The organism is Marinomonas gallaica (assembly GCF_049821165.1).
Taxonomy (GTDB): Bacteria; Pseudomonadota; Gammaproteobacteria; order Pseudomonadales; family Marinomonadaceae; genus Marinomonas; species Marinomonas gallaica.
Genome location: NZ_CP187511.1, coordinates 2,048,890 through 2,067,839 on the forward strand (window position 1 = coordinate 2,048,890; position 18,950 = coordinate 2,067,839).

At 45.6% G+C, this 18,950-nt stretch carries 18 protein-coding genes; 12 read left to right on the top strand and 6 right to left on the bottom strand.

All coding sequences use genetic code 11. The annotated features are described in order from the left end of the window. Positions 1-16: 16 nt before the first annotated feature. The 9 genes from mutL (at position 17) to ACPUEK_RS09640 (ending at position 9,581) form a co-directional block, all read left to right on the top strand. Positions 17-1,990: a DNA mismatch repair endonuclease MutL gene (gene mutL / locus ACPUEK_RS09600; RefSeq protein WP_425640586.1), complete on the top strand. Its 1,974-nt coding sequence runs from the start codon at positions 17-19 to the stop codon at positions 1,988-1,990. A 3-nt stretch (positions 1,991-1,993) separates the two neighbouring features. Next, entirely contained in the window at positions 1,994-2,926 is a 933-nt protein-coding gene (miaA, locus tag ACPUEK_RS09605) for a tRNA (adenosine(37)-N6)-dimethylallyltransferase MiaA (protein ID WP_425640587.1), read from the top strand. A gap of 88 nt (positions 2,927-3,014) precedes the next feature. Beyond that, the gene (gene hfq, locus ACPUEK_RS09610; RefSeq protein ID WP_067036910.1) at positions 3,015-3,260 is read left to right on the top strand and encodes an RNA chaperone Hfq; all 246 of its coding nucleotides are present in this window, start codon (positions 3,015-3,017) and stop codon (positions 3,258-3,260) included. Positions 3,261-3,296: 36 nt separating this feature from the next. Beyond that, positions 3,297-4,586 carry a ribosome rescue GTPase HflX gene (gene hflX / locus ACPUEK_RS09615; RefSeq protein WP_067036912.1) on the top strand — a complete coding sequence of 430 codons (1,290 nt, stop codon included), beginning with the start codon at positions 3,297-3,299 and terminating at the stop codon, positions 4,584-4,586. A 37-nt stretch (positions 4,587-4,623) separates the two neighbouring features. After that, on the top strand, positions 4,624-5,871 hold the full coding sequence (hflK, locus tag ACPUEK_RS09620) for an FtsH protease activity modulator HflK (RefSeq protein ID WP_425640588.1): 1,248 nt from the start codon (positions 4,624-4,626) through the stop codon (positions 5,869-5,871). Then, positions 5,871-6,737: a protease modulator HflC gene (gene hflC / locus ACPUEK_RS09625; protein WP_067036916.1), complete on the top strand. Its 867-nt coding sequence runs from the start codon at positions 5,871-5,873 to the stop codon at positions 6,735-6,737. The genes hflK and hflC overlap by 1 nt, the downstream gene beginning before the upstream one ends. A gap of 119 nt (positions 6,738-6,856) precedes the next feature. Then, positions 6,857-7,054, top strand: coding sequence for a DUF2065 domain-containing protein (locus ACPUEK_RS09630; RefSeq protein WP_067036918.1), 198 nt, complete (start codon positions 6,857-6,859; stop codon positions 7,052-7,054). A 14-nt stretch (positions 7,055-7,068) separates the two neighbouring features. Beyond that, on the top strand, positions 7,069-8,244 hold the full coding sequence (locus ACPUEK_RS09635) for an ATP phosphoribosyltransferase regulatory subunit (protein WP_067214449.1): 1,176 nt from the start codon (positions 7,069-7,071) through the stop codon (positions 8,242-8,244). A gap of 38 nt (positions 8,245-8,282) precedes the next feature. Then, positions 8,283-9,581 carry an adenylosuccinate synthase gene (locus ACPUEK_RS09640; RefSeq protein ID WP_067215122.1) on the top strand — a complete coding sequence of 433 codons (1,299 nt, stop codon included), beginning with the start codon at positions 8,283-8,285 and terminating at the stop codon, positions 9,579-9,581. Positions 9,582-9,686: 105 nt separating this feature from the next. Here ACPUEK_RS09640 and ACPUEK_RS09645 read toward each other — a convergent pair whose 3' ends face one another. Next, positions 9,687-10,682, bottom strand: coding sequence for a GGDEF domain-containing protein (locus ACPUEK_RS09645; protein ID WP_067214447.1), 996 nt, complete (start codon positions 10,680-10,682; stop codon positions 9,687-9,689). A 185-nt stretch (positions 10,683-10,867) separates the two neighbouring features. Here ACPUEK_RS09645 and yegD point away from each other — a divergent pair, with 185 nt between their 5' ends. Further along, on the top strand, positions 10,868-12,229 hold the full coding sequence (gene yegD, locus ACPUEK_RS09650; RefSeq protein ID WP_425640589.1) for a molecular chaperone: 1,362 nt from the start codon (positions 10,868-10,870) through the stop codon (positions 12,227-12,229). Between the two features lie 10 nt (positions 12,230-12,239). Here the strand turns inward: yegD and ACPUEK_RS09655 are convergent, their stop codons facing one another. The 5 genes from ACPUEK_RS09655 to ACPUEK_RS09675 form a co-directional block, all read right to left on the bottom strand. Beyond that, positions 12,240-12,644 (bottom strand): DUF2069 domain-containing protein, encoded by a 405-nt coding sequence (locus ACPUEK_RS09655; RefSeq protein ID WP_067036924.1) that lies wholly within the window; start codon positions 12,642-12,644, stop codon positions 12,240-12,242. Between the two features lie 80 nt (positions 12,645-12,724). After that, the gene (gene wrbA, locus ACPUEK_RS09660) at positions 12,725-13,324 is read right to left on the bottom strand and encodes an NAD(P)H:quinone oxidoreductase (protein WP_067036926.1); all 600 of its coding nucleotides are present in this window, start codon (positions 13,322-13,324) and stop codon (positions 12,725-12,727) included. After that, the gene (gene arsC / locus ACPUEK_RS09665; protein ID WP_067036928.1) at positions 13,321-13,668 is read right to left on the bottom strand and encodes an arsenate reductase (glutaredoxin); all 348 of its coding nucleotides are present in this window, start codon (positions 13,666-13,668) and stop codon (positions 13,321-13,323) included. Before arsC ends, wrbA begins: the two co-directional genes overlap by 4 nt. 115 nt (positions 13,669-13,783) lie before the next feature. After that, positions 13,784-15,511 (bottom strand): proline--tRNA ligase, encoded by a 1,728-nt coding sequence (locus ACPUEK_RS09670; protein ID WP_067036930.1) that lies wholly within the window; start codon positions 15,509-15,511, stop codon positions 13,784-13,786. A gap of 33 nt (positions 15,512-15,544) precedes the next feature. Then, the gene (locus ACPUEK_RS09675; protein WP_067214441.1) at positions 15,545-16,414 is read right to left on the bottom strand and encodes an SMP-30/gluconolactonase/LRE family protein; all 870 of its coding nucleotides are present in this window, start codon (positions 16,412-16,414) and stop codon (positions 15,545-15,547) included. 85 nt (positions 16,415-16,499) lie between these two features. On the opposite strand from ACPUEK_RS09675, the gene ACPUEK_RS09680 reads away from it, so the two are divergent. Together ACPUEK_RS09680 and ACPUEK_RS09685 are read left to right on the top strand one after the other, a co-directional pair. Beyond that, on the top strand, positions 16,500-16,913 hold the full coding sequence (locus ACPUEK_RS09680; RefSeq protein ID WP_067036934.1) for an HIT domain-containing protein: 414 nt from the start codon (positions 16,500-16,502) through the stop codon (positions 16,911-16,913). A gap of 102 nt (positions 16,914-17,015) precedes the next feature. Further along, on the top strand, positions 17,016-18,806 hold the full coding sequence (locus tag ACPUEK_RS09685) for a DUF2786 domain-containing protein (RefSeq protein ID WP_067214440.1): 1,791 nt from the start codon (positions 17,016-17,018) through the stop codon (positions 18,804-18,806). Positions 18,807-18,950: the final 144 nt, after the last annotated feature.

Consider the following 18,950-nt stretch of genomic DNA (forward strand, 5'->3'; position numbering starts at 1 on the left):
TTGGCCAAGGAGTCTCATGACTAGAATAAATTTGCTGTCCCCTCGCTTAGCTAACCAAATAGCGGCGGGGGAGGTGGTAGAGCGCCCCGCATCGGTTGTAAAAGAATTGCTGGAAAATAGTTTAGACGCAGGCGCTACCCAGCTTGATATTGATGTTGAGCAGGGTGGCGTGCGCGGTATTAAGATTCGAGATAATGGCCGCGGTATCGTTAAAGACGATTTATCCTTAGCGCTGAGTCGCCATGCGACGAGTAAGATCATCACGCTAGATGACTTAGAGGCCGTTGCAACGCTTGGGTTTCGTGGCGAAGCCTTGGCCAGTATCAGCTCTGTTTCACGTTTACACTTAACATCTTGTGCCGAAGGCGAGCCTGAGGCTTGGCGTGTCGAAGCGGAAGGTAAGGATATGGCGACGTCTGTTCGACCTGCGTCACATCCTCAAGGTACGACGATCGAGGCGCGCGATCTGTTTTTTAATACGCCTGCGCGACGCAAATTTCTGCGAACAGAGAAAACAGAATTCAATCATTTAGAAGAAGTTGTAAAGCGGTTGGCGCTCAGTCGCTACGACGTAGGTTTTCGCTTAAATCATAACGGTAAGCAAGTGTATGATCTTCGTCCGGTCCAAGATCAGCTGCATGCGGAGCATCGCTTAGCAAACTTGTTGGGTAAAAAATTCATTGAGAATGCGCTGACCATTGATGTTGAGGCGGCAGGGTTGCGTTTGTGGGGATGGATTGGGTTGCCAACTTTTTCTCGATCGCAGGCAGATTTGCAGTATTTCTTTGTGAACGGCCGTGTTGTGCGTGACAAGTTGGTTGCTCATGCGGTGCGTCAGGCTTATCGCGATGTGTTGTATAACGGTCGCCATCCTACCTTTGTTCTGTATCTTGAGTTGGATCCTGGTACGGTTGATGTAAATGTCCACCCAACTAAACATGAAGTTCGTTTTCGTGATGGGCGATTGGTGCATGACTTCTTGTTCAGCCGTATTCATAAAGTATTGGCAGATGTTCGGCCAGAGTCGGGGATGCAGGGGGTTGCTGAAAACCCAATCCAGCAGCAAGAACCACAAATTAAAGATCAAGCGAATTTAGGCTTAGGGCACCCTTCGGCAGCCCGAGATGCCTCTTGGATGAGCTCGGGTCAAAATAGTGGGCACACACCGAACTCTTACACACCAAAGGATGTGCCTACAACAGGTCAAGTGACTGGGCAACTCAGTGCGGTGTCTAAGATGAACGACTTTGCTCGTCAGTTTGAGGGCGAGCATATTAACCCTGAAACAGGTGAAATTACGCCTGTTGTCACTCAAACACCCCCTTTAAAAAGTACAAACGATTCCAGTTTGAGTGTCTCTGCGGGCACAGGACGAGTGCGAGAGCCTATGCCAAGTCATGCAATGACACCCCCGCTAGGTTACGCGGTGGCGCAAATACATGGTGCGTATATCCTCTCGGAAACGGAAACCGGCATGATCATCGTTGATATGCATGCGGCACATGAGCGTATTGTTTATGAGCGAATGAAAGCAGCATTTTATGCTAAAAGTGTCGCGTCACAGCCGCTTTTGGTGCCTATTAATGTGTCTCTATCGCAAGCAGAGGCGGATTTAGTGGAAGACAGTCATGATGTGTTTGCGCAGTTTGGTTTCAAAATAGAGCGTTCTGGCCCTGAAAGTGTCATGGTGCGCGAAGTGCCGATCATATTAATTGACGGTGATATTGAAGGCTTGGTTCGAGATGTTATCAGTGATTTGGTGGTCAACGGAACCAGTGACTTATTGCAAGCGCGCGCTAATGAATTGATGGCGACGATGTCTTGTCACGGTGCTGTTCGAGCGAACCGAAAGTTGACCATTGCTGAAATGAACAGTTTGCTTCGTGATATGGAAATTACTGAGCGCAGTGGACAATGTAACCATGGACGACCAACTTGGACTCAGTTATCCATGTCTGATTTAGATAAATTATTTTTACGGGGCCGCTAAAACATGTCTAAACCTAAAGTCGTTTGCTTAATGGGGCCAACTGCCTCGGGTAAAACAGGGCTTGCTGTTGAGCTTGCCAGTCAGCACGGCTATGACATTATCAGTGTTGATTCCGCCCTAGTATACAAAGGTATGGATATTGGTACTGCTAAGCCGGATGCAGAAACGTTAGCCAAAGCACCTCACCGTTTAATCGATATTATTGAACCAACTGAAAGTTATTCTGCGGCTGATTTCTTATCTGATGTGCAGCGTGAAGTGGAAGATATTGTGGCGCAGGGCAAAACACCGCTTTTGGTGGGTGGTACCATGATGTATTTTAATGCGTTGCAGAAAGGATTGGCGCCAATGCCATCAGCCGATCCGATAATTCGTGCTGAATTCGATCAGCATGCTGCAAAATTTGGTTTGGCGAGTTTGCATGAGCAGCTTAAAGAAATTGACCCAGTGGCGGCGGCTAGAATCAATCCCAACGACTCGCAACGTTTGCAGCGTGCATTAGAGGTGTACCGCTTAACGGGCAAAACTATGACTCAGTTGTGGGCGGAGCAAGAAGCGCAGGAACTGCCGTTTGAGTTGGTTAATATCGCTGTGATGCCACAAGAGCGCTCAGTGCTTCATCAGCGGATAGAGCAGCGTTTCCATATTATGATGGAGCAGGGCTTCTTAGCGGAGGTTGAAGGGCTGCATCGGCGCGGAGACTTAACGATAGAAATGCCATCGGTTCGCTGTGTCGGATACCGTCAGTTGTGGCAGTATTTGGAAGGGGAAGACACGCTTGATGAGGCTGTATTTAAGGGTGTTGTTGCGACAAGGCAATTAGCAAAACGTCAGCATACTTGGTTACGTGGCTGGGATGATTTAGTGATTTTTGATAGCTTACATAAAGATCTTTTAGGACAAACCTTGAAATACTTGGAAAGCGAGATTATATAAGGGGAAATCAGAAAAGTTTTGGTGTACTATCTATAGTATTGTTTTGCCAATATTTTAATTATAAGTTTGCTTGCTTAAGGAGAATCCGATGTCAAAAGGGCAGTCATTACAAGACCCTTACTTAAACGTACTTCGCAAAGAAAGAGTACCTGTATCTATCTTTCTTGTGAATGGTATTAAGCTTCAAGGACAAATCGAGTCATTTGATCAGTTTGTGATTTTGTTGAAAAACACCGTTAGTCAAATGGTATACAAACACGCAATCTCGACTGTTGTTCCATCACGCACTATTCGTCTACCGTCTCCTGATCAGGCGGAAGATGCTACAGAATAAGTTTGTTCTAACTAGAACAAACAGAGGTTATATAACTTGTTTTTCGAACGCCCTGAAAGTGGTGAAATTGCTGTCCTGGTTCATATCGATTTTCACGATTCCGACGATAATCATGGGCCAGAAGAGTTCGTAGAACTCGCTCTCTCTGCTGGTGCTGATCCTGTTGCGGTTGTAACAGGATCTCGTCAGAGACCTGATTCTAGGTTCTTTGTCGGCACCGGCAAATTGGATGAAATCAAAGACATTGTGATCCGAGAAGAAGCCCAAGTGGTACTTTTCGACCATGCCTTATCCCCCTCACAAGAACGTAATCTTGAAAGTGTCTTGAATTGCCGAGTGCTTGATCGCACAGGCTTGATTCTAGATATTTTTGCGCAACGTGCTCGTACGCATGAAGGTAAGTTGCAAGTCGAGCTTGCCCAGTTGCAGCATATGTCGACTCGATTGATTCGAGGTTGGACACACCTTGAGCGCCAAAAAGGTGGTATCGGGATGCGCGGTCCAGGTGAAACGCAGCTTGAGACTGACCGTCGATTACTTCGTGAGCGCATTAAGTCCATCCAAAAACGTCTTGCTAAAGTAAACTCTCAGCGAGACCAAAGCCGTCGTGCTCGTTCACGGTCAGATGTGCCTACGGTTTCGCTTGTAGGTTACACCAACGCTGGCAAGTCGACCCTGTTTAACCGTGCGACTGGTGCTGATGTTTATGCGGCTGACCAGCTATTTGCGACATTGGATCCGACGTTGCGACGTCTTGATCTTGAGCAAGTGGGTACGATCGTGTTGGCGGATACGGTAGGTTTCATTCGCAAATTGCCGCACCGATTAGTGAAGGCATTCCAAGCGACATTGAAAGAATCGGCAGAGTCTGACCTTTTACTGCATGTCGTGGATGCTGCTGATGTTAACCGTGATGAAAATATTGCTGATGTCGATATTGTTCTAGAAGAAATTGGTGCGAATGAGCTACCAATTCTGAAAGTATTTAATAAGATCGATGCGATGCCGACCGGTGAACCTCGAATTGATCGAGATGAGCACGGGAACCCTGTGCGAGTTTGGGTGTCTGCTCGTGATGGGGTAGGTATTGATTTACTTGAGCAAGCGATTGCTGAACTATTATCTGAAGACGTTGTTAAAGAAACCATCGTCGTTCCTGTTGAGCAAGGTCGATTTAGGGCGATGTTGTTTGAGCAGGGTGGTGTTAAAAACGAAACTTACAACGAATTAGGGCAATCTGTGCTTGAATTGTGCTTGCCTCGCAAGGATTATCTACAAATACTTGCTAGAGTGGGTATGTCTGAAGAACAAGTTCAGGCAGCCTAATCACCGGATTATCATTACAAGAAAGTGGAGATGTAGTATGGCCTGGAATGAACCGGGTAATAACGACAACGACCCATGGAACACGGATAAAAACCGTAACAGCAATGGGGGTCGCGATAAAGAGCCTGATAAAGAGCCAAATAACGACCCTTGGGGTCGTCAAGGTCAGAATAACGGTGGTAAAGATCAGTCACCACCAGACCTTGATGAGGCGTTTAATAAGCTAATGGGTATGCTGGGCGTTAATAAAAAACGCAATGGCGGCTCAGGATCTAATGGCGGCCCAGGAATGGGTGGCAAATTAGGTGGCGGCTTGGTGGGTATTGTGGTTGTTGGTTTGTTTGCCTTGTGGGCGGCAACAGGCATCTATCAGGTTGACCAGCAAGAGCGTGGTGTTGTTCTTCGTTTAGGTAAATTTCATGAAACGGTTATGCCGGGTCTGCACTGGAATCCACCAATGATTGACTCCGTGACACGTGTCAACGTAACGAAAGTTCGTTCGCACGATCATAAAGCGTTGATGTTGACGGTGGATGAGGCGATTGTTGAGGTGGGCGTATCCGTTCAGTACTCAATCGATAATCCACGTGACTTCGTTCTAAATGTTCGTGCACCAGAGGATTCTCTAGCGCAAGCGGTTGAGAGTTCATTGCGTCACGTCGTTGGTACCACTGAAATGGACCAGATTTTGACCGAGGGTCGTGAGGTGTTAGCGGCAGAAGTGAAAGAGCGACTTCAGTCCTACATTAATAATTACGGCACAGGTTTGCTGATTTCTAAAGTAAACGTTGAAAATACGCAAGCTCCGAACCAAGTTCAGGCGGCGTTTGATGACGTAATCAAAGCCAAAGAGGATGAGCAGCGTGTTCGTAACGAGGCAGAATCATACGCAAACGGAATCATTCCGGAAGCGCGTGGTCGGGCTCAGCGTATTCGCGAAGAAGCTGAAGCTTATCGTTCTGAGATCGTTGCGCGTGCACAAGGTCAGGCGGATCGTTTTGATCGTCTATACCAAGAGTATGCAAAAGCGCCAGAAGTTACTCGTCAGCGTCTATACCTAGAGACGATTGAAACGATTTACAAAGGGGCAAACAAGGTTGTTGTTGACTCGAAAAATGGTAACAACATGATGTATTTGCCGCTGGATCAGATTATGAAGCAGCGTGCGTCATCGTCTGATGCAGCTAGAAACGATTCATCTTCTATCAGCTCACTAACCGATCAGGTGATTGCTGAGATCCGTAATCGTCAAAGTTCAAGTCCGGTGCGTGAGGGGAGAAACTAATGAAAAACCTATCTTTTGCGATTTTATTTATCGTATTGGCAGCGGTTTTAGTTGCTTCTCAGACTCTTTACGTGGTTAAGGAAACTGAGCGTGCGGTGGTTCTTAAGTTTGGTGAAATTGTTCAGGCGGATGTTCAGCCGGGTATTCACTTCAAATTGCCAATTATGAACGATGTGAAGAAATTCGATGCGCGTATTTTGACGATGGATTCACGTCCTCAGCGTTATCTAACGCTTGAGAAAAAAGCGGTTATTGTTGATTCCTACGTTAAATGGAAGATTGCCGATGTAGCGCGTTTCTATCAGGCGACGTCTGGTGATGAGTTTGTCGCGAATCGAGTGCTGTCTTCTCGTGTTGATACCGGTCTACGTAACCAGTTTGGTGAACGTACGATGCATGAAGTGGTGTCGGGTGAGCGTGAAGAGCTGATGACTGAGCTGCGTGATCGTATTGATGGTGTTGCTCAAAGTGAGTTGGGTATTACGATTGTTGATATTCGTGTGAAGCGAATTGATCTGCCGCCAGATGTAAGTGAGTCTGTTTACCAGCGTATGCGTACTGAGCGTGAGCGTGAGGCTCGTGAGCACCGTTCTAAAGGCCTAGAGCTTGCGGAAGGTATTCGTGCCGATGCAGATCGTCAGCGAGTAGTGCTTGAAGCAGAAGCGCAACGTGATGCGGAAATGATTCGTGGTGACGGTGATGCACAAGCAGCTTCTGTTTACGCTGAAGCTTACCAGCAAGATCCTGAATTCTACGATTTCTACCGTAGTCTACAAGCTTACCGCGCAAGTTTCGAAAACAGCGGTGATGTGTTCATTTTGGATCCTGAAAGCGATTTCTTTAAGTACTTTAAAGAAACGAAATAAAGAACTGATTTTTGGCTGACTTGCAGGCTCTTATGCCTGTAAGTCAGCCATAAAATCATGATAGAATCAGCGAAACCGGGTAAAGCCCGGTTTTTTAATGGTCAAAATATAGAGAGTCTATGCAGGAATTGTTGCATTCGCTTCTAGTTGGTTTCAGCTTATTACTGATTGCCGAAGGGGTTTTACCATTTTTGAAGCCAAATTTGTGGCGTGAAATAATGGTAAGAGCGATCGCAAGTTCAGATAAAAACTTGCGGGTGCTTGGGGCGGTGAGTATGTTTCTTGGATTAACGCTCCTATTACTGACCCGAAGCTAAGAGGATACAGTTTAATGACACTAGCAGATCGCTGGTTGCTACCAGATGGTGTTGACGAGGCCTTGCCTAAACAGGCGGCTAAGATTGAACACCTTAGAAGAACACTGCTTAATCTCCACGAAAGTTGGGGTTATCAATTGGTCATCCCCCCTCTAATCGAGTACCTAGATTCTTTGTTAATCGGTGCTGGCTCGGATCTAGAGATCGAAACCTTTAAAGTCATTGATCAGTTATCTGGTCGATTAATGGGTATTCGTGCTGACTTTACATCGCAAGTGGCTCGTATTGATGCTCATTGTCTAAAAAATGACGGTGTTGAGCGTCTAAGCTATTGCGGCAGCGTATTGCGTACGACTCCGGCAGGTCTTGATGGAACGCGAAGTCCTATTCAATTAGGTGCTGAGTTATATGGCCACAGTGGTATTGAAAGTGATTTAGAAATTCTGTCTCTTATGCTGGATACCTTGACTCAAGCTGGCTTAACGAAACTGGTATTAGACGTTGGTCATATTGATGTTGTCCGCGGTGTCATGGCAGCATCAGGCCTGACAAAAGAGCAAGAAACTAAATTAGCTGCTTTCTACAAAGCTAAAGGGCTTCCTGAACTTGAAGCGTTTCTTGCCGTGACCGATATCGATGCCAAAGCGAAAGTATGGTTGGCTGAATTGCCTCGATTGTGTGGTGGTGTTGATGCACTGGATCGTGCTGAAGCCGTGTTATCAGGTGTGAGCGATTCGGTTTCAAATGCGTTAGCGCAAATTCGTGCTGTCGCGAACGTTGTCTCCGCTCGATTTGGTGCAGTTGGTCTTCATTTTGACTTATCAGATATGGAGTCATACAGCTACCATACCGGTCTTGTTTTTGCTGCGTATGTTCCAGGACATGGTAATGCCGTGGCTCGTGGCGGGCGCTACAACTTTATCGGGGAAGTGTTTGGTCGTTCGCGTCCAGCAACCGGTTTTAGTACTGACGTAAAAACGTTGGTTGCTTTGGCAGAAGTGGTTGTGACTGAACGCTCGAGCGTTCTTGCGCCATCTGAGCACAATGAGTCGCTTTGGCAAAAGATCAAAACACTGCGTGCGGAAGGCTACCGCGTTATTCAGCAGCTTGATCAAGATAGCAATACATCAGATTTTGATTTCCAGTTAGTGGCACAAGGCGACGACTGGGAACTAGTTTCAGTTAAATAATGAATTTCGGTTTAGAAATCTTAAGCGAGACCACAAAAATGGGTAAGAACGTTGTTATTCTGGGCACTCAATGGGGTGACGAAGGTAAAGGTAAGGTTGTAGACCTACTAACAGAAGACGTCGCTGCGGTTGTACGTTTTCAAGGTGGCCATAATGCTGGTCACACATTGGTAATCGATGGTAAGAAGACAGTCTTGCATTTGATCCCATCTGGCATCCTTCGCGATGGTGTTCAATGTATCATCGGCAATGGTGTGGTGTTGTCTCCTGCTGCGTTATTAAAAGAAGTTGAAGAACTACAAGAGCAGGGCGTACCTGCTGTTGAGCGCCTTAAGATCAGCCCTGCTTGTCCTTTGATCCTGCCATACCATATTGCTATGGACCAGGCGCGTGAAGTAGCGAAAGGCGACAAGAAAATTGGTACAACAGGTCGTGGTATCGGGCCTGCTTATGAAGACAAAGTCGCTCGTCGTGCTATTCGTGTGGCTGATATTCTTGATAAAGAGCGTTTTGCAGAGAAACTGAAAGAAGTTTTGGCTTTCTATAACTTTATGTTGGAAAACTTCTACAAAGTCGAGCCTGTATCTTTTGACGAAGTGTATGAAGAAGGTCTGAAAATGGCTGAATTCTTGCGTCCAATGGTTACCGATACGATTAGCTTGTTGCACGACTTGCGTAAAGCCGGTGCGAACATCATGTTCGAAGGTGCTCAAGGCTCTTTGCTAGATGTTGACCATGGTACTTACCCATACGTAACGTCTTCAAATACCACAGCAGGTGGTGCTCCATCTGGTACGGGCTTCGGTCCTTTGTACTTAGATTACGTGCTAGGCATTACCAAAGCGTACACTACGCGTGTTGGTGAGGGTCCTTTCCCGACCGAGCTAAATTGTGAAAACGGTCAGCGTTTAGGTGAGCGTGGTCACGAGTTCGGTGCTACAACAGGTCGTCAGCGTCGTTGTGGTTGGTTTGATGCAATGGTTCTTCGTCATGCTGTTCAGATCAACTCTATCTCAGGTATCTGTCTAACGAAGCTTGATGTACTGGATGGTTTTGAAACGATTCAAGTATGTGTTGGCTATCAAGATGCTGATGGTAATGCTGTATCAGGTTCATTAGTAGACAGTGAAAGCTACTACAAAGCGATTCCGGTATACGAAGAGCTTCCTGGTTGGACCGAGTCAACGGTTGGTGCGCCAAGCTTTGACGCACTTCCTGCAAATGCACAGGCTTACATTAAGTTCATCGAAGAGAAGATTGGTGTGCCAGTAGATATTATTTCTACAGGTCCTGACCGTAATGAAACAATCGTTGTACGCGACCCATTTAAATCGTAATGCTCGCCTATTAAAGATTAAAAAAGCCGAGGCAGTCATACTGCCTCGGCTTTTTTGTATTTGTGATCTAGGGTAAAAGGTTAAGCGCTTTTTTTAAGTACGGATTTAGAAAAAATCGATGTCGCCGTGAGTAACGTTGTTTTGTTTCGCTAGGCCTGCCTCAACAATTTCATCGTAGAAGGTTATTCGATTCCGACCATTTTGCTTGCTGTAATAGAGTGCTTGATCAGCATGGTCCATTAAAGTGATATGGAAGGTATCATTAAGAAATTCACAGATGCCAGCACTGATTGTAATGGGTTCTAGGTCATGCATCACAATTTCTTGGACGCTTGTTCTAAATTGATCGACTAAATCCGCACATTGCTGTCTGGTTAGGTTACGCATCAGTACAACGAACTCTTCTCCGCCGAAACGAAATAGCATGTCATCTTGACGGAATATTTGGCGTAAAACTCTAGACACATGGATCAAGACTTCATCACCATACAAATGCCCAGCCTTATCGTTGATTGCCTTGAAGTGATCTAGATCGATAATGGCAATCCAGTTGGTGTGGCTATCAGTAAGTTCGGAAAACGCACTGCCCTGATACAGTTTTATAATGGATTCTTCGAATGTTTTTCGGTTCATTAAGCCTGTCAACTCGTCAGTTTGGGCGTCGGCTAATAATGAACTGAAGTTACTGTAAATGCTGAGCATGCCCTTAATAATGTAGCTTTCAGACCGGCTAGGTTTGTTATCCAGCGTGATAATAAGATATTGGTTTAGTTGGCGGCTTTGTTGTAATACGTGAAACGACGTGTATTGATCATCATGAGCCTTCATGAGTTCATCTAAGTGCCACGTATTAATATAATCCAGGGATGCACGTGTACTGTCTGATACCTTGATGTCTTGGTATCGATATTCGCAAGATTCCCCATTGCTGAGTGAAATTTCCATGGTTGGCTCATCGTGGCCATTTAAAGTCAAAATGGAAATCCGAATTGGGTTTAAAATATCGCGAATACTTTTTAGTAGACTAAAAGCAAGCAGTTCCTTATCGCGTTGTGCAGTGAAGTTTTCAATGTGATGAAGGATGTTGTTGGAAATGCTCAAGCCTAATATCCTCTAGGTGATGCTGCTTTTATTTTAATATACGTTAACTGTGACTGAGAATGATTATAAACCTATTAATTAAGGGGTTACAGGCCTAATTCAAGCAAGAAAAGTGTCTTATGATTCTGCTCATATTGTGATAAAGTCCGCGGCCCAAATTTATTTGCTTGAGTGAGGTTGTTGGAGTGTATTGCGGATTTGACTACGGTACGTCTAATTGTGCGTTGGGAATTCTTGATAGCAATGGGCCAAAGCTGGCGGCACTAGAAGGCAGTAATCTGTATTTACCTTCGACTGTGTATGCATTAAGTCGAGACTTTATTACTGAGGCCGTAGCGAAAGGCTTGAGTGACACATGGCGTACGGCTTTTATTGAAAGCCGCAAGGGAATTCTATCACGTGCTCGCCGTTTTCGGATTGAAGAAGATTACGAAGCTGACGATCAAGTCTTGTTTTATGGCCGTGAAGCATTCGCTGAATACTATCAATTTCCAGATGAAGGCTATTTTGTTAAGTCGCCGAAATCTTTCTTAGGGGGCTCTGGTCTGCGTGCTGAACACATTCAATTTTTTGAGGATGTGGTTACCGTTATGATGATGAATGTCAAAAAGCGCGCCGAGCAGAGTTTACAGCAAGCGCTTAAGCACACTGTTATCGGTCGTCCGGTGAACTTCCAAGGTCTTAATGCGGAAGAGAGTAATCAGCAGGCGCTAGAGATTCTAACGGTCGCGGCTCAACGAGCGGGTTTTGAAAGTGTGGAATTTCAATATGAGCCGATTGCGGCTGGGTTGGACTTTGAGCGTCACCTTGAGCAAGATCAAACCGTTTTAGTTGTCGATATTGGTGGTGGTACCAGTGACTGTGCGATGGTGCGTATGGGGCCTGACTATCGTGATAAGTTAGATCGCGCAGGCGACTTTCTAGCGTATACCGGTGAGCGCGTAGGTGGTAATGATCTTGATATTCAGTTGGCAGGGCGTCAGATTATGCCGTTATTTGGTATGGGGGCGGATCTTAAGACTGGTTTGCCAATGCCGACACAAATATACTGGAACGCTGTAACGACCAATGATGTGACGGCTCAAGCAACCTTTAACAGTTTAGAAACAAAGCAGCAAATAGAACAGTTGCGTTTAGATATGGCTAAGCCTGTGCTACTGGATCGCTTCAAATTCATGCGTGAGCATAAGCATAATTTTCACATCGTGAAGGATGCAGAAGAAGCAAAGATTCGCTTATCAGAAGCCATGCAAATGCAAATTGACCTAAGTTATATCGAATCGGATTTAATCCTGAATCTGCAAAGAGAGCAGTTGGCCGAGGCGATAGTGCATCCTGTCGAAAAAATGATTGCTTTAATGAAAGATGCGATTGCTCAAGCAGGAGAGCGACCAGATGTGATTTATATGACGGGAGGTTCGGCAAAATCGCCCGTGATTCAAGCGGCGATCCGCGAAGAAATTGGTGATATTCCGTTGTTAGATGGCGACCACTTCGGCAGTGTTGCCAGTGGTCTTACGGTTTGGGCTGATCGAATCTATCGCTAACCAACGAGGGCTAGGTGGTGGGTAACTCACTTAGTCCTTTCCACCGTGCGTACAAAAGCCCCAAGCAAAATAGTCCTCCACCTAATAAGGCCTCGCTCATTCCGATGGGCCATAATGTTGGGTGAAACCAATGTGTCACGCCTGATGTGAAATAGAATAAGCTAATAAAACACACGCCAATCGCACCTTTATAACTACCATTAATGCTCCCCCACAACGACAACAGCAATGGTAATAACACGGCACTCAGTAATATTAAAGGGTGTTGTAAGGGGATCTCAGAAAGTACTAAATGCCACCATGAGATAACCGCAATTAAGCCTAGATGGTTAAGAATCAAAACGGGTTGATAATGTTTGCAGAGTGTTTTGTAGTGTTTTTTTTCTTGCTGGGTAATTGAGAAACGCTTGGCCATGGTGAGCTCGTTCAATGTAATAAGTGAACTATAATAATCGCTAATAGTTCACTCATCATTGATGTAAGTCGCGTGATTGACTATTTCTTCAGCCGAATTGCTAATTCGGCTAGGCGTTGCCCTTGAGCTTCGCACAATGCGATTTCGTCATCACTCATGCCAGTGTACTGAGTATGCGGGGCAAAGTGAGTGACACCATAGGGTGTGCCGCCTGTTGCAGTGGCAATTAATGCTTTGTTCTTGTAGGGCAGGCCTGCCCAAATCATGCCGTGATGGAGTAAAGGGATCATCATCGACTGGATTGTCATTTCGTGGCCGCCATGCATGGTGCTAGCACTGGCGAAGCCACATGCGGGCTTATCCGCGAGCTGGCCACTCATCCAAATGGGGCTGGTCTGATCGAGCATTAGTTTCACAGGGGCTGCCATGCTGCCAAAGTAGGATGGAGAGCCAATCGCTAAGCCATCACAGTTGGCAATGTCATCTAATTCACAATATGGGTAGCCGTCATCCGGCAGGTTTGCGCTGGTTTGCTCATGATTAAACGATGCTTCAGCTAGCTGGCGAACGTTAACATCGACCCCCGGCACACGTTGTGCGCCACGTGCAATATGCTTAGCCATGGCGGCAACGGACCCATGACGCGAGAAATAAACAACAAGAATATTGGCTGTGCTCATGCGAATAGCTCTAGTACCGATTCTGGTGGGCGGCCTATTTTAGCTTGCTCATTGTGAACAACAATAGGGCGTTCAATTAGCTTTGGATTATTGACCATTGCAGCAATCAGCGCCTCTTCATTATGTTCTTCTTTGAGGTTGAGCTCTTTGTAGATATCTTCTTTTGTGCGCATTAGGTCACGTGCAGAGTTCATCTGAAGATGGCTTAAGAGTGCAGTAATAGTATCTGCGGAAGGGGGTGTTTGGAGGTATAGAATGACGTCGGGAGTAATGCCTTTTTGCTCTAATAGAGCAAGTGTTTCGCGTGACTTTGAGCAGCGTGGATTATGGTAAATGGTGGTCATACGTGGCCTCAATAAGTAGTTGAGTAAGTGGTCAGTATGGCGTGCAACGATGTAAGTGAAGACACGCAGAGCGTAAAAAGCAGAATGAGGATTCCTCATCCTGCTTTTGAGTTTGTTACGCTAGTTTCGTCATTAAGAACTCGATTGCGTTTGCTTTGGCAATGTCTTCACCTTCACCAGTAGCGCGACTCTTGTATTCAAGTGTGCCTTCTTTTAGGCCGCGATCGCCAACAACAATGCGATGAGGAATGCCGATCAGTTCACAGTCAGAAAATTTAACACCAGGGCGTTCTTTGCGATCATCAAGAAACACATCAATGCCTTTGGCTTGAAGCTCAGAGTAAAGCGCTTCACATTCTTCGCGAACTGCTTCAGATTTTTCGTAGTTCATGCCAATGATAGCGACCGTGTAAGGGGCTATCGATTGTGGCCACTTTATGCCTTTGTCGTCAAAGTTCTGCTCAATCGCTGCCGCTACTACACGAGAGACGCCTATGCCGTAACAGCCCATGTGCATGACTTGTGCTTTGCCGTTTTCATCTAGCACGGTTGCTTTCATTGATTCTGAATAAGTCTGACCTAATTGGAATATATGGCCGACTTCGATGCCGCGTTTAATAACAATTGTGCCGTGGCCATCTGGAGATGGGTCGCCTTCAACCACATTACGAATGTCTGCAACGTCAAACTCGTCACAGTCACGTGCCCAGTTAAGACCAACGACGTGATAGTCATCTTTGTTGGCACCGGCACAGAAATCAGAAAGAACCGCTGCTGAGCGATCAACGACGACACGAATGCCTGCCGCTTTAAGGCCTTGTGGGCCAATCGAACCCGGCTGGCAACCAATTTTGGCAACGATGTCAGATTCAGAGGCAAATTCAAACGGTGTGACCGCACCTTGAATTTTTTCAACTTTAATTTCATTGATTGAGTGGTCACCACGAAGTACCAAAGCAATAATGCTTGGCTCCCCAGCCTCATCGAGGCCTTTGATCAACATGGTTTTGATGGTTTTCTCAACAGGAAGGTCTAACAGTTTTGCTACTGCTGCAATGGTTTTGCAGTTAGGTGTGTAAATTTCTTTCAATTCTTCTGTTGGTGCATCCGCGGCTTCTTTTAGGCAAACAGCTTCAGCAAGCTCAACGTTGGCAGCAAAATCTGATGAGTCGCTGAAAGCAATATCATCTTCGCCTGAATCGGCCAATACATGGAATTCATGTGAGTACGCGCCACCAATAGAGCCTGTGTCCGCTTGTACTGGACGGTAGTCTAAACCGATACGGTTAAACACTTTGCAGTAGGCATCGTGCATGATGTCGTAGGTTTGTTGCAGCGATTCTGTTGACGCATGGAAAGAGTAGGCATCTTTCATCAAGAATTCGCGTGAGCGCATCACACCGAAGCGCGGACGAACCTCGTCACGAAATTTTGTTTGAATTTGGAACACATTTAGAGGCAGTTGCTTGTAGCTGCTTAATTCGTTACGTGTGATGTCTGTGATGACTTCTTCATGTGTTGGGCCAAGGCAGTAGTCGCGATCATGGCGGTCTTTTAATCGAAGCAGTTCTGGACCGTATTTCTGCCAACGGCCTGTTTCTTCCCAAAGCTCAGCTGGTTGAACGCCCGGCATGATTACTTCTAGGGCGCCAGCCTTTTGCATTTCTTCACGAACGATGGCTTCTACTTTTTTAAGCACTTTGACACCAGTAGGCAGCCATGTGTACAGGCCTTTCGATACTTGGCGAATCATGCCAGCACGAATCATCAGTTGATGGCTTGCTACGACAGCATCTGATGGTGCGTCTCGTAATGTAGAAAAAAGATAGTTGCTTGCGCGCATAATTTGTCGTCTTTCAATAAATAAGTTATTAACTTAACCCGCAAAGCGGAATTCAATTTGGCCTTTGTTTTCAACATCTAAGGCAAAGATGCCGCCAGCTTGAGGGAATTGCTCAAGCTCGGCGTCAGTTTGTGCAGCACGACAGGTGGTAACAAACAGAGTGTTCATGTCTTTGCCGCCAAATGCCACCATGGTGGGGTATGTGGCAGGCAAAGGGTACTCGGCAAGAATGTCTCCTGTTGGGCTAATTTTGACCACACGTTGACCTTGATACAGCGCTGACCAGTAGTTGCCTTCGCGGTCAACTGCAGCGCCATCAGGTCGGCCATTTCCTCTAGGGAATTCAATAAACGTACGCTTATTAGACGCTTGGCCTGTTGAAACGTCGTAGTCGAACTGGTACACGATATGATTCGGCGTATCAGAGTAATACATGGTTTTTTGGTCAGGCGAAAAAGCTAAGCCGTTAGATGTCCAAGCTGCTTGATCGAGAAGAGATTGTTGGCCCTGCTCAAATTGGTACAGCCCACCTAGAAAAGCGTCTTTCGGTGAGTACATTGTACCGGCTAGGAAACGACCTGCGGGATCGCAGCGACCATCATTAAACCGTGTTGTTTTTTGATCGTAATCCGCCTGCCAGTATAGTGTCAGGGGACTGTTAAAATCAGAAAAAGTGTAGACGCCCGAGCGAAAGGCCGCAATAAAGCCGCCGTTTTCTGCTAATGAGAAACAACCGATTTCCTCGTCGAATTGACGAACTGAATGATCACCAGAAACGGTATTGTAGGCGTGTAATTCGAAGGAATCGATGTCAACAAAGTAAAGGGTCTGAGTTTTTTCATCCCAGCGAGGGCACTCTGCGAGTTTGGCTTGTGCGTCCAAGACACAACGCATATCCATCATGGGAACTCCAAGTCGTAGGGTAGAATTAAAAATAGAATGCTATAGTGCTTATGTAAGGCCACAAAGTAAATAGGAAGTCAGATACATGTTTGAATTAGACGCGGTTTTAGAAAAAGATTCGGTATGGGTTGGGAATTTTCCGCTGAGTCAGTTACGCCTTATTAATAACCGAAAAGCGCCTTGGTTTATTCTTGTCCCTATGCGAGAAGAGGTAGAAGAGATTCACCATCTTGATGAAAGTGATCGTTTGCAATTGATGGCAGAAAGTTGCCTTGTGGCGGAAACGATACAAGACATATTTATACCAGATAAGCTAAATGTTGCCGCCATTGGTAACAAGGTAAGGCAGCTTCACCTTCATCATGTTGCTCGTTATGAGCAAGATGAGTGTTGGCCAGAGCCGGTATGGGGGAATATCTCCAGTGAACCCTATACTGAGACAGAGTTGGCCGAGATATTGCAAAAAGTAACAGGTCTGCTTGCAGATGAGCTTGTATAAAAGTACAAATAGTAGCCAATTTGCTTTAGGTATATGTTATGGGTTCTCTAAAGTAATTCACGGATGCAAATAGGAACAGTTAATAGAAAGGGTGGCATCAGAATGAGTCTAAGACGCAAAAAAAAAGCCATTGGTAAAGTTATAAAGTTACTTAACCTAGCAACCTCTACAAACTCAAGTGAATCGTCGATGGCGTTGCGTCATGCTGAATCGATTATTTTGCAAAATGGGCTTGTACAAGGTGACATTCCGATGTACCAACTTTGCGATCGAAATATGCTATTTAAGGTGAGCTGGAATGGTGTGCCTCGACACGCCAAGGTATCACGCCCTGTCGTTACTGAGTCCCATGCGCAGCGCCGTTTTAGTGAAAGGCCTGCCGACCCTAATAGAACCTATGCAAACGCTCGCACGATATTAGATGATTTTGAAGAAGGTCTTAATTTCAATGATTCTTCTGAGTCATTTATGGAGACCAAGGTGTCTTCTTCACAGGATGATCAGCAGCAAGAGTGTTGTTCTGAGGCTCCTGTAGACGAACTTCAAGATCCTTTTGACCAAGCTGATATAGATGATCTTGAAAATGAGTCTTTTGATAGTGATGAAGGCTTTGTTTCACAAGAAGATAAGTCATTTAACCAGACTGATTCAATGAATTGCACAGCCTTTGAATCGAATATGATGGATTCAGAGAAACAAGAAATTATCGATAATGTGGCGAGCGAAACGGAAAAAATGGACTCTCAAACTGTTCACAATGAAACGCATGTTGCAGACGAAGCTGCAGGTCAGTCTAACGATGAGCGCGTTTACTCTCATGATAATGTGATAAATGCTGCGAGTGCGTTTAGACCAAGTGGCGAGCAGTTCAAAGAAACACTGCGTAATCAGTATTCCTCAAGTAATCCAGATGTGCCTTTTGAAGAAGATTCATATTGGGCCAAAGTACATGGTTTGCTTATGGATTTTGATGAGTCTGATATGCTGGTTGAAATTGACGGTCTTGAGGGGCAGTTGTCTTTAGCGCAAGAGTCACTGAAAGAAAAACGTAGCGAAAGAGTGACAGTGGAGCAAGAAGAGCAGCGAGAGCGCTCAGAGCGTGCACGTATAGAGCAAAGTTTTGAAGAGGCGATGGAGCGTGCTTTTCAGGCTCGGGCGCGGGCTTATGAAGTGTGGGAATCTAAACGTTCACAGATGCGCATGGATTCGATGCGTGCTGAGCAAGACGCGCAACAAGGTTTTCAGGAATTATCAGATCGTCTCTCTCACCGCAAAGACCAGTACACTCAACACTTGCAGTTAAAAGAAGATTATCGGGCCGCTAAAATTATGCATGAGCTACGCCGCCATTTGGCGTTAGCAGCGCGTGGCGATGAGCAAGCCAAGGCGTCTTACGAGACTGTTATCTCTATCATGTCAGAAAGTGGGTTAAGCCTACGTGATCTAGAGTTTTCAGATATTCGTAATAAAAGTTTATTCATTCGCTTGCTAGAACGAGAAAGTGCGCAGGTTTCAGATGTTCATCAGCGAGAGTTGTATACAGAGGAAATGCTGGACAAGTTTTTAGTTATGAGCCGTCAAGAGAAACCATCTAAGCCATCTGAAAACCCTGTCGAGCGGGTAGAGCGTTTGCTTAAAGGTATTGAAGGTGTTGGGCACTTTGAAAGTCAAAAAGTCATGGTGCAAGTGCTAAAGTTGATGGAAGATCACCAAATTAGTGTGCGTGATTTAGATTATGCCTGCATTAATAAGTATTCCGTCTTCATTTGTCTTATTAACTGGGAGGCTGAACAAATTCACTCTTTATCTGAGCGCGAGCAGTTTACCTCTTCGATTCTTGAGGAATATGTGCAGCATTCTGTGCAGCATCCAAAGTCTTCGCAAAAAGCCTAAAATGCTTTTTATCAAAACAAGCCCCATTGGTTGTCAGCCAAGTGGGGCTTTTTTGTACGCTTAATGTGTATTGATATTATGAATGTGCAGTATATTTACTGAAAATTTTGGTTTTGTCTTTTAAAGCCAAGGCGCTTCTTTTAA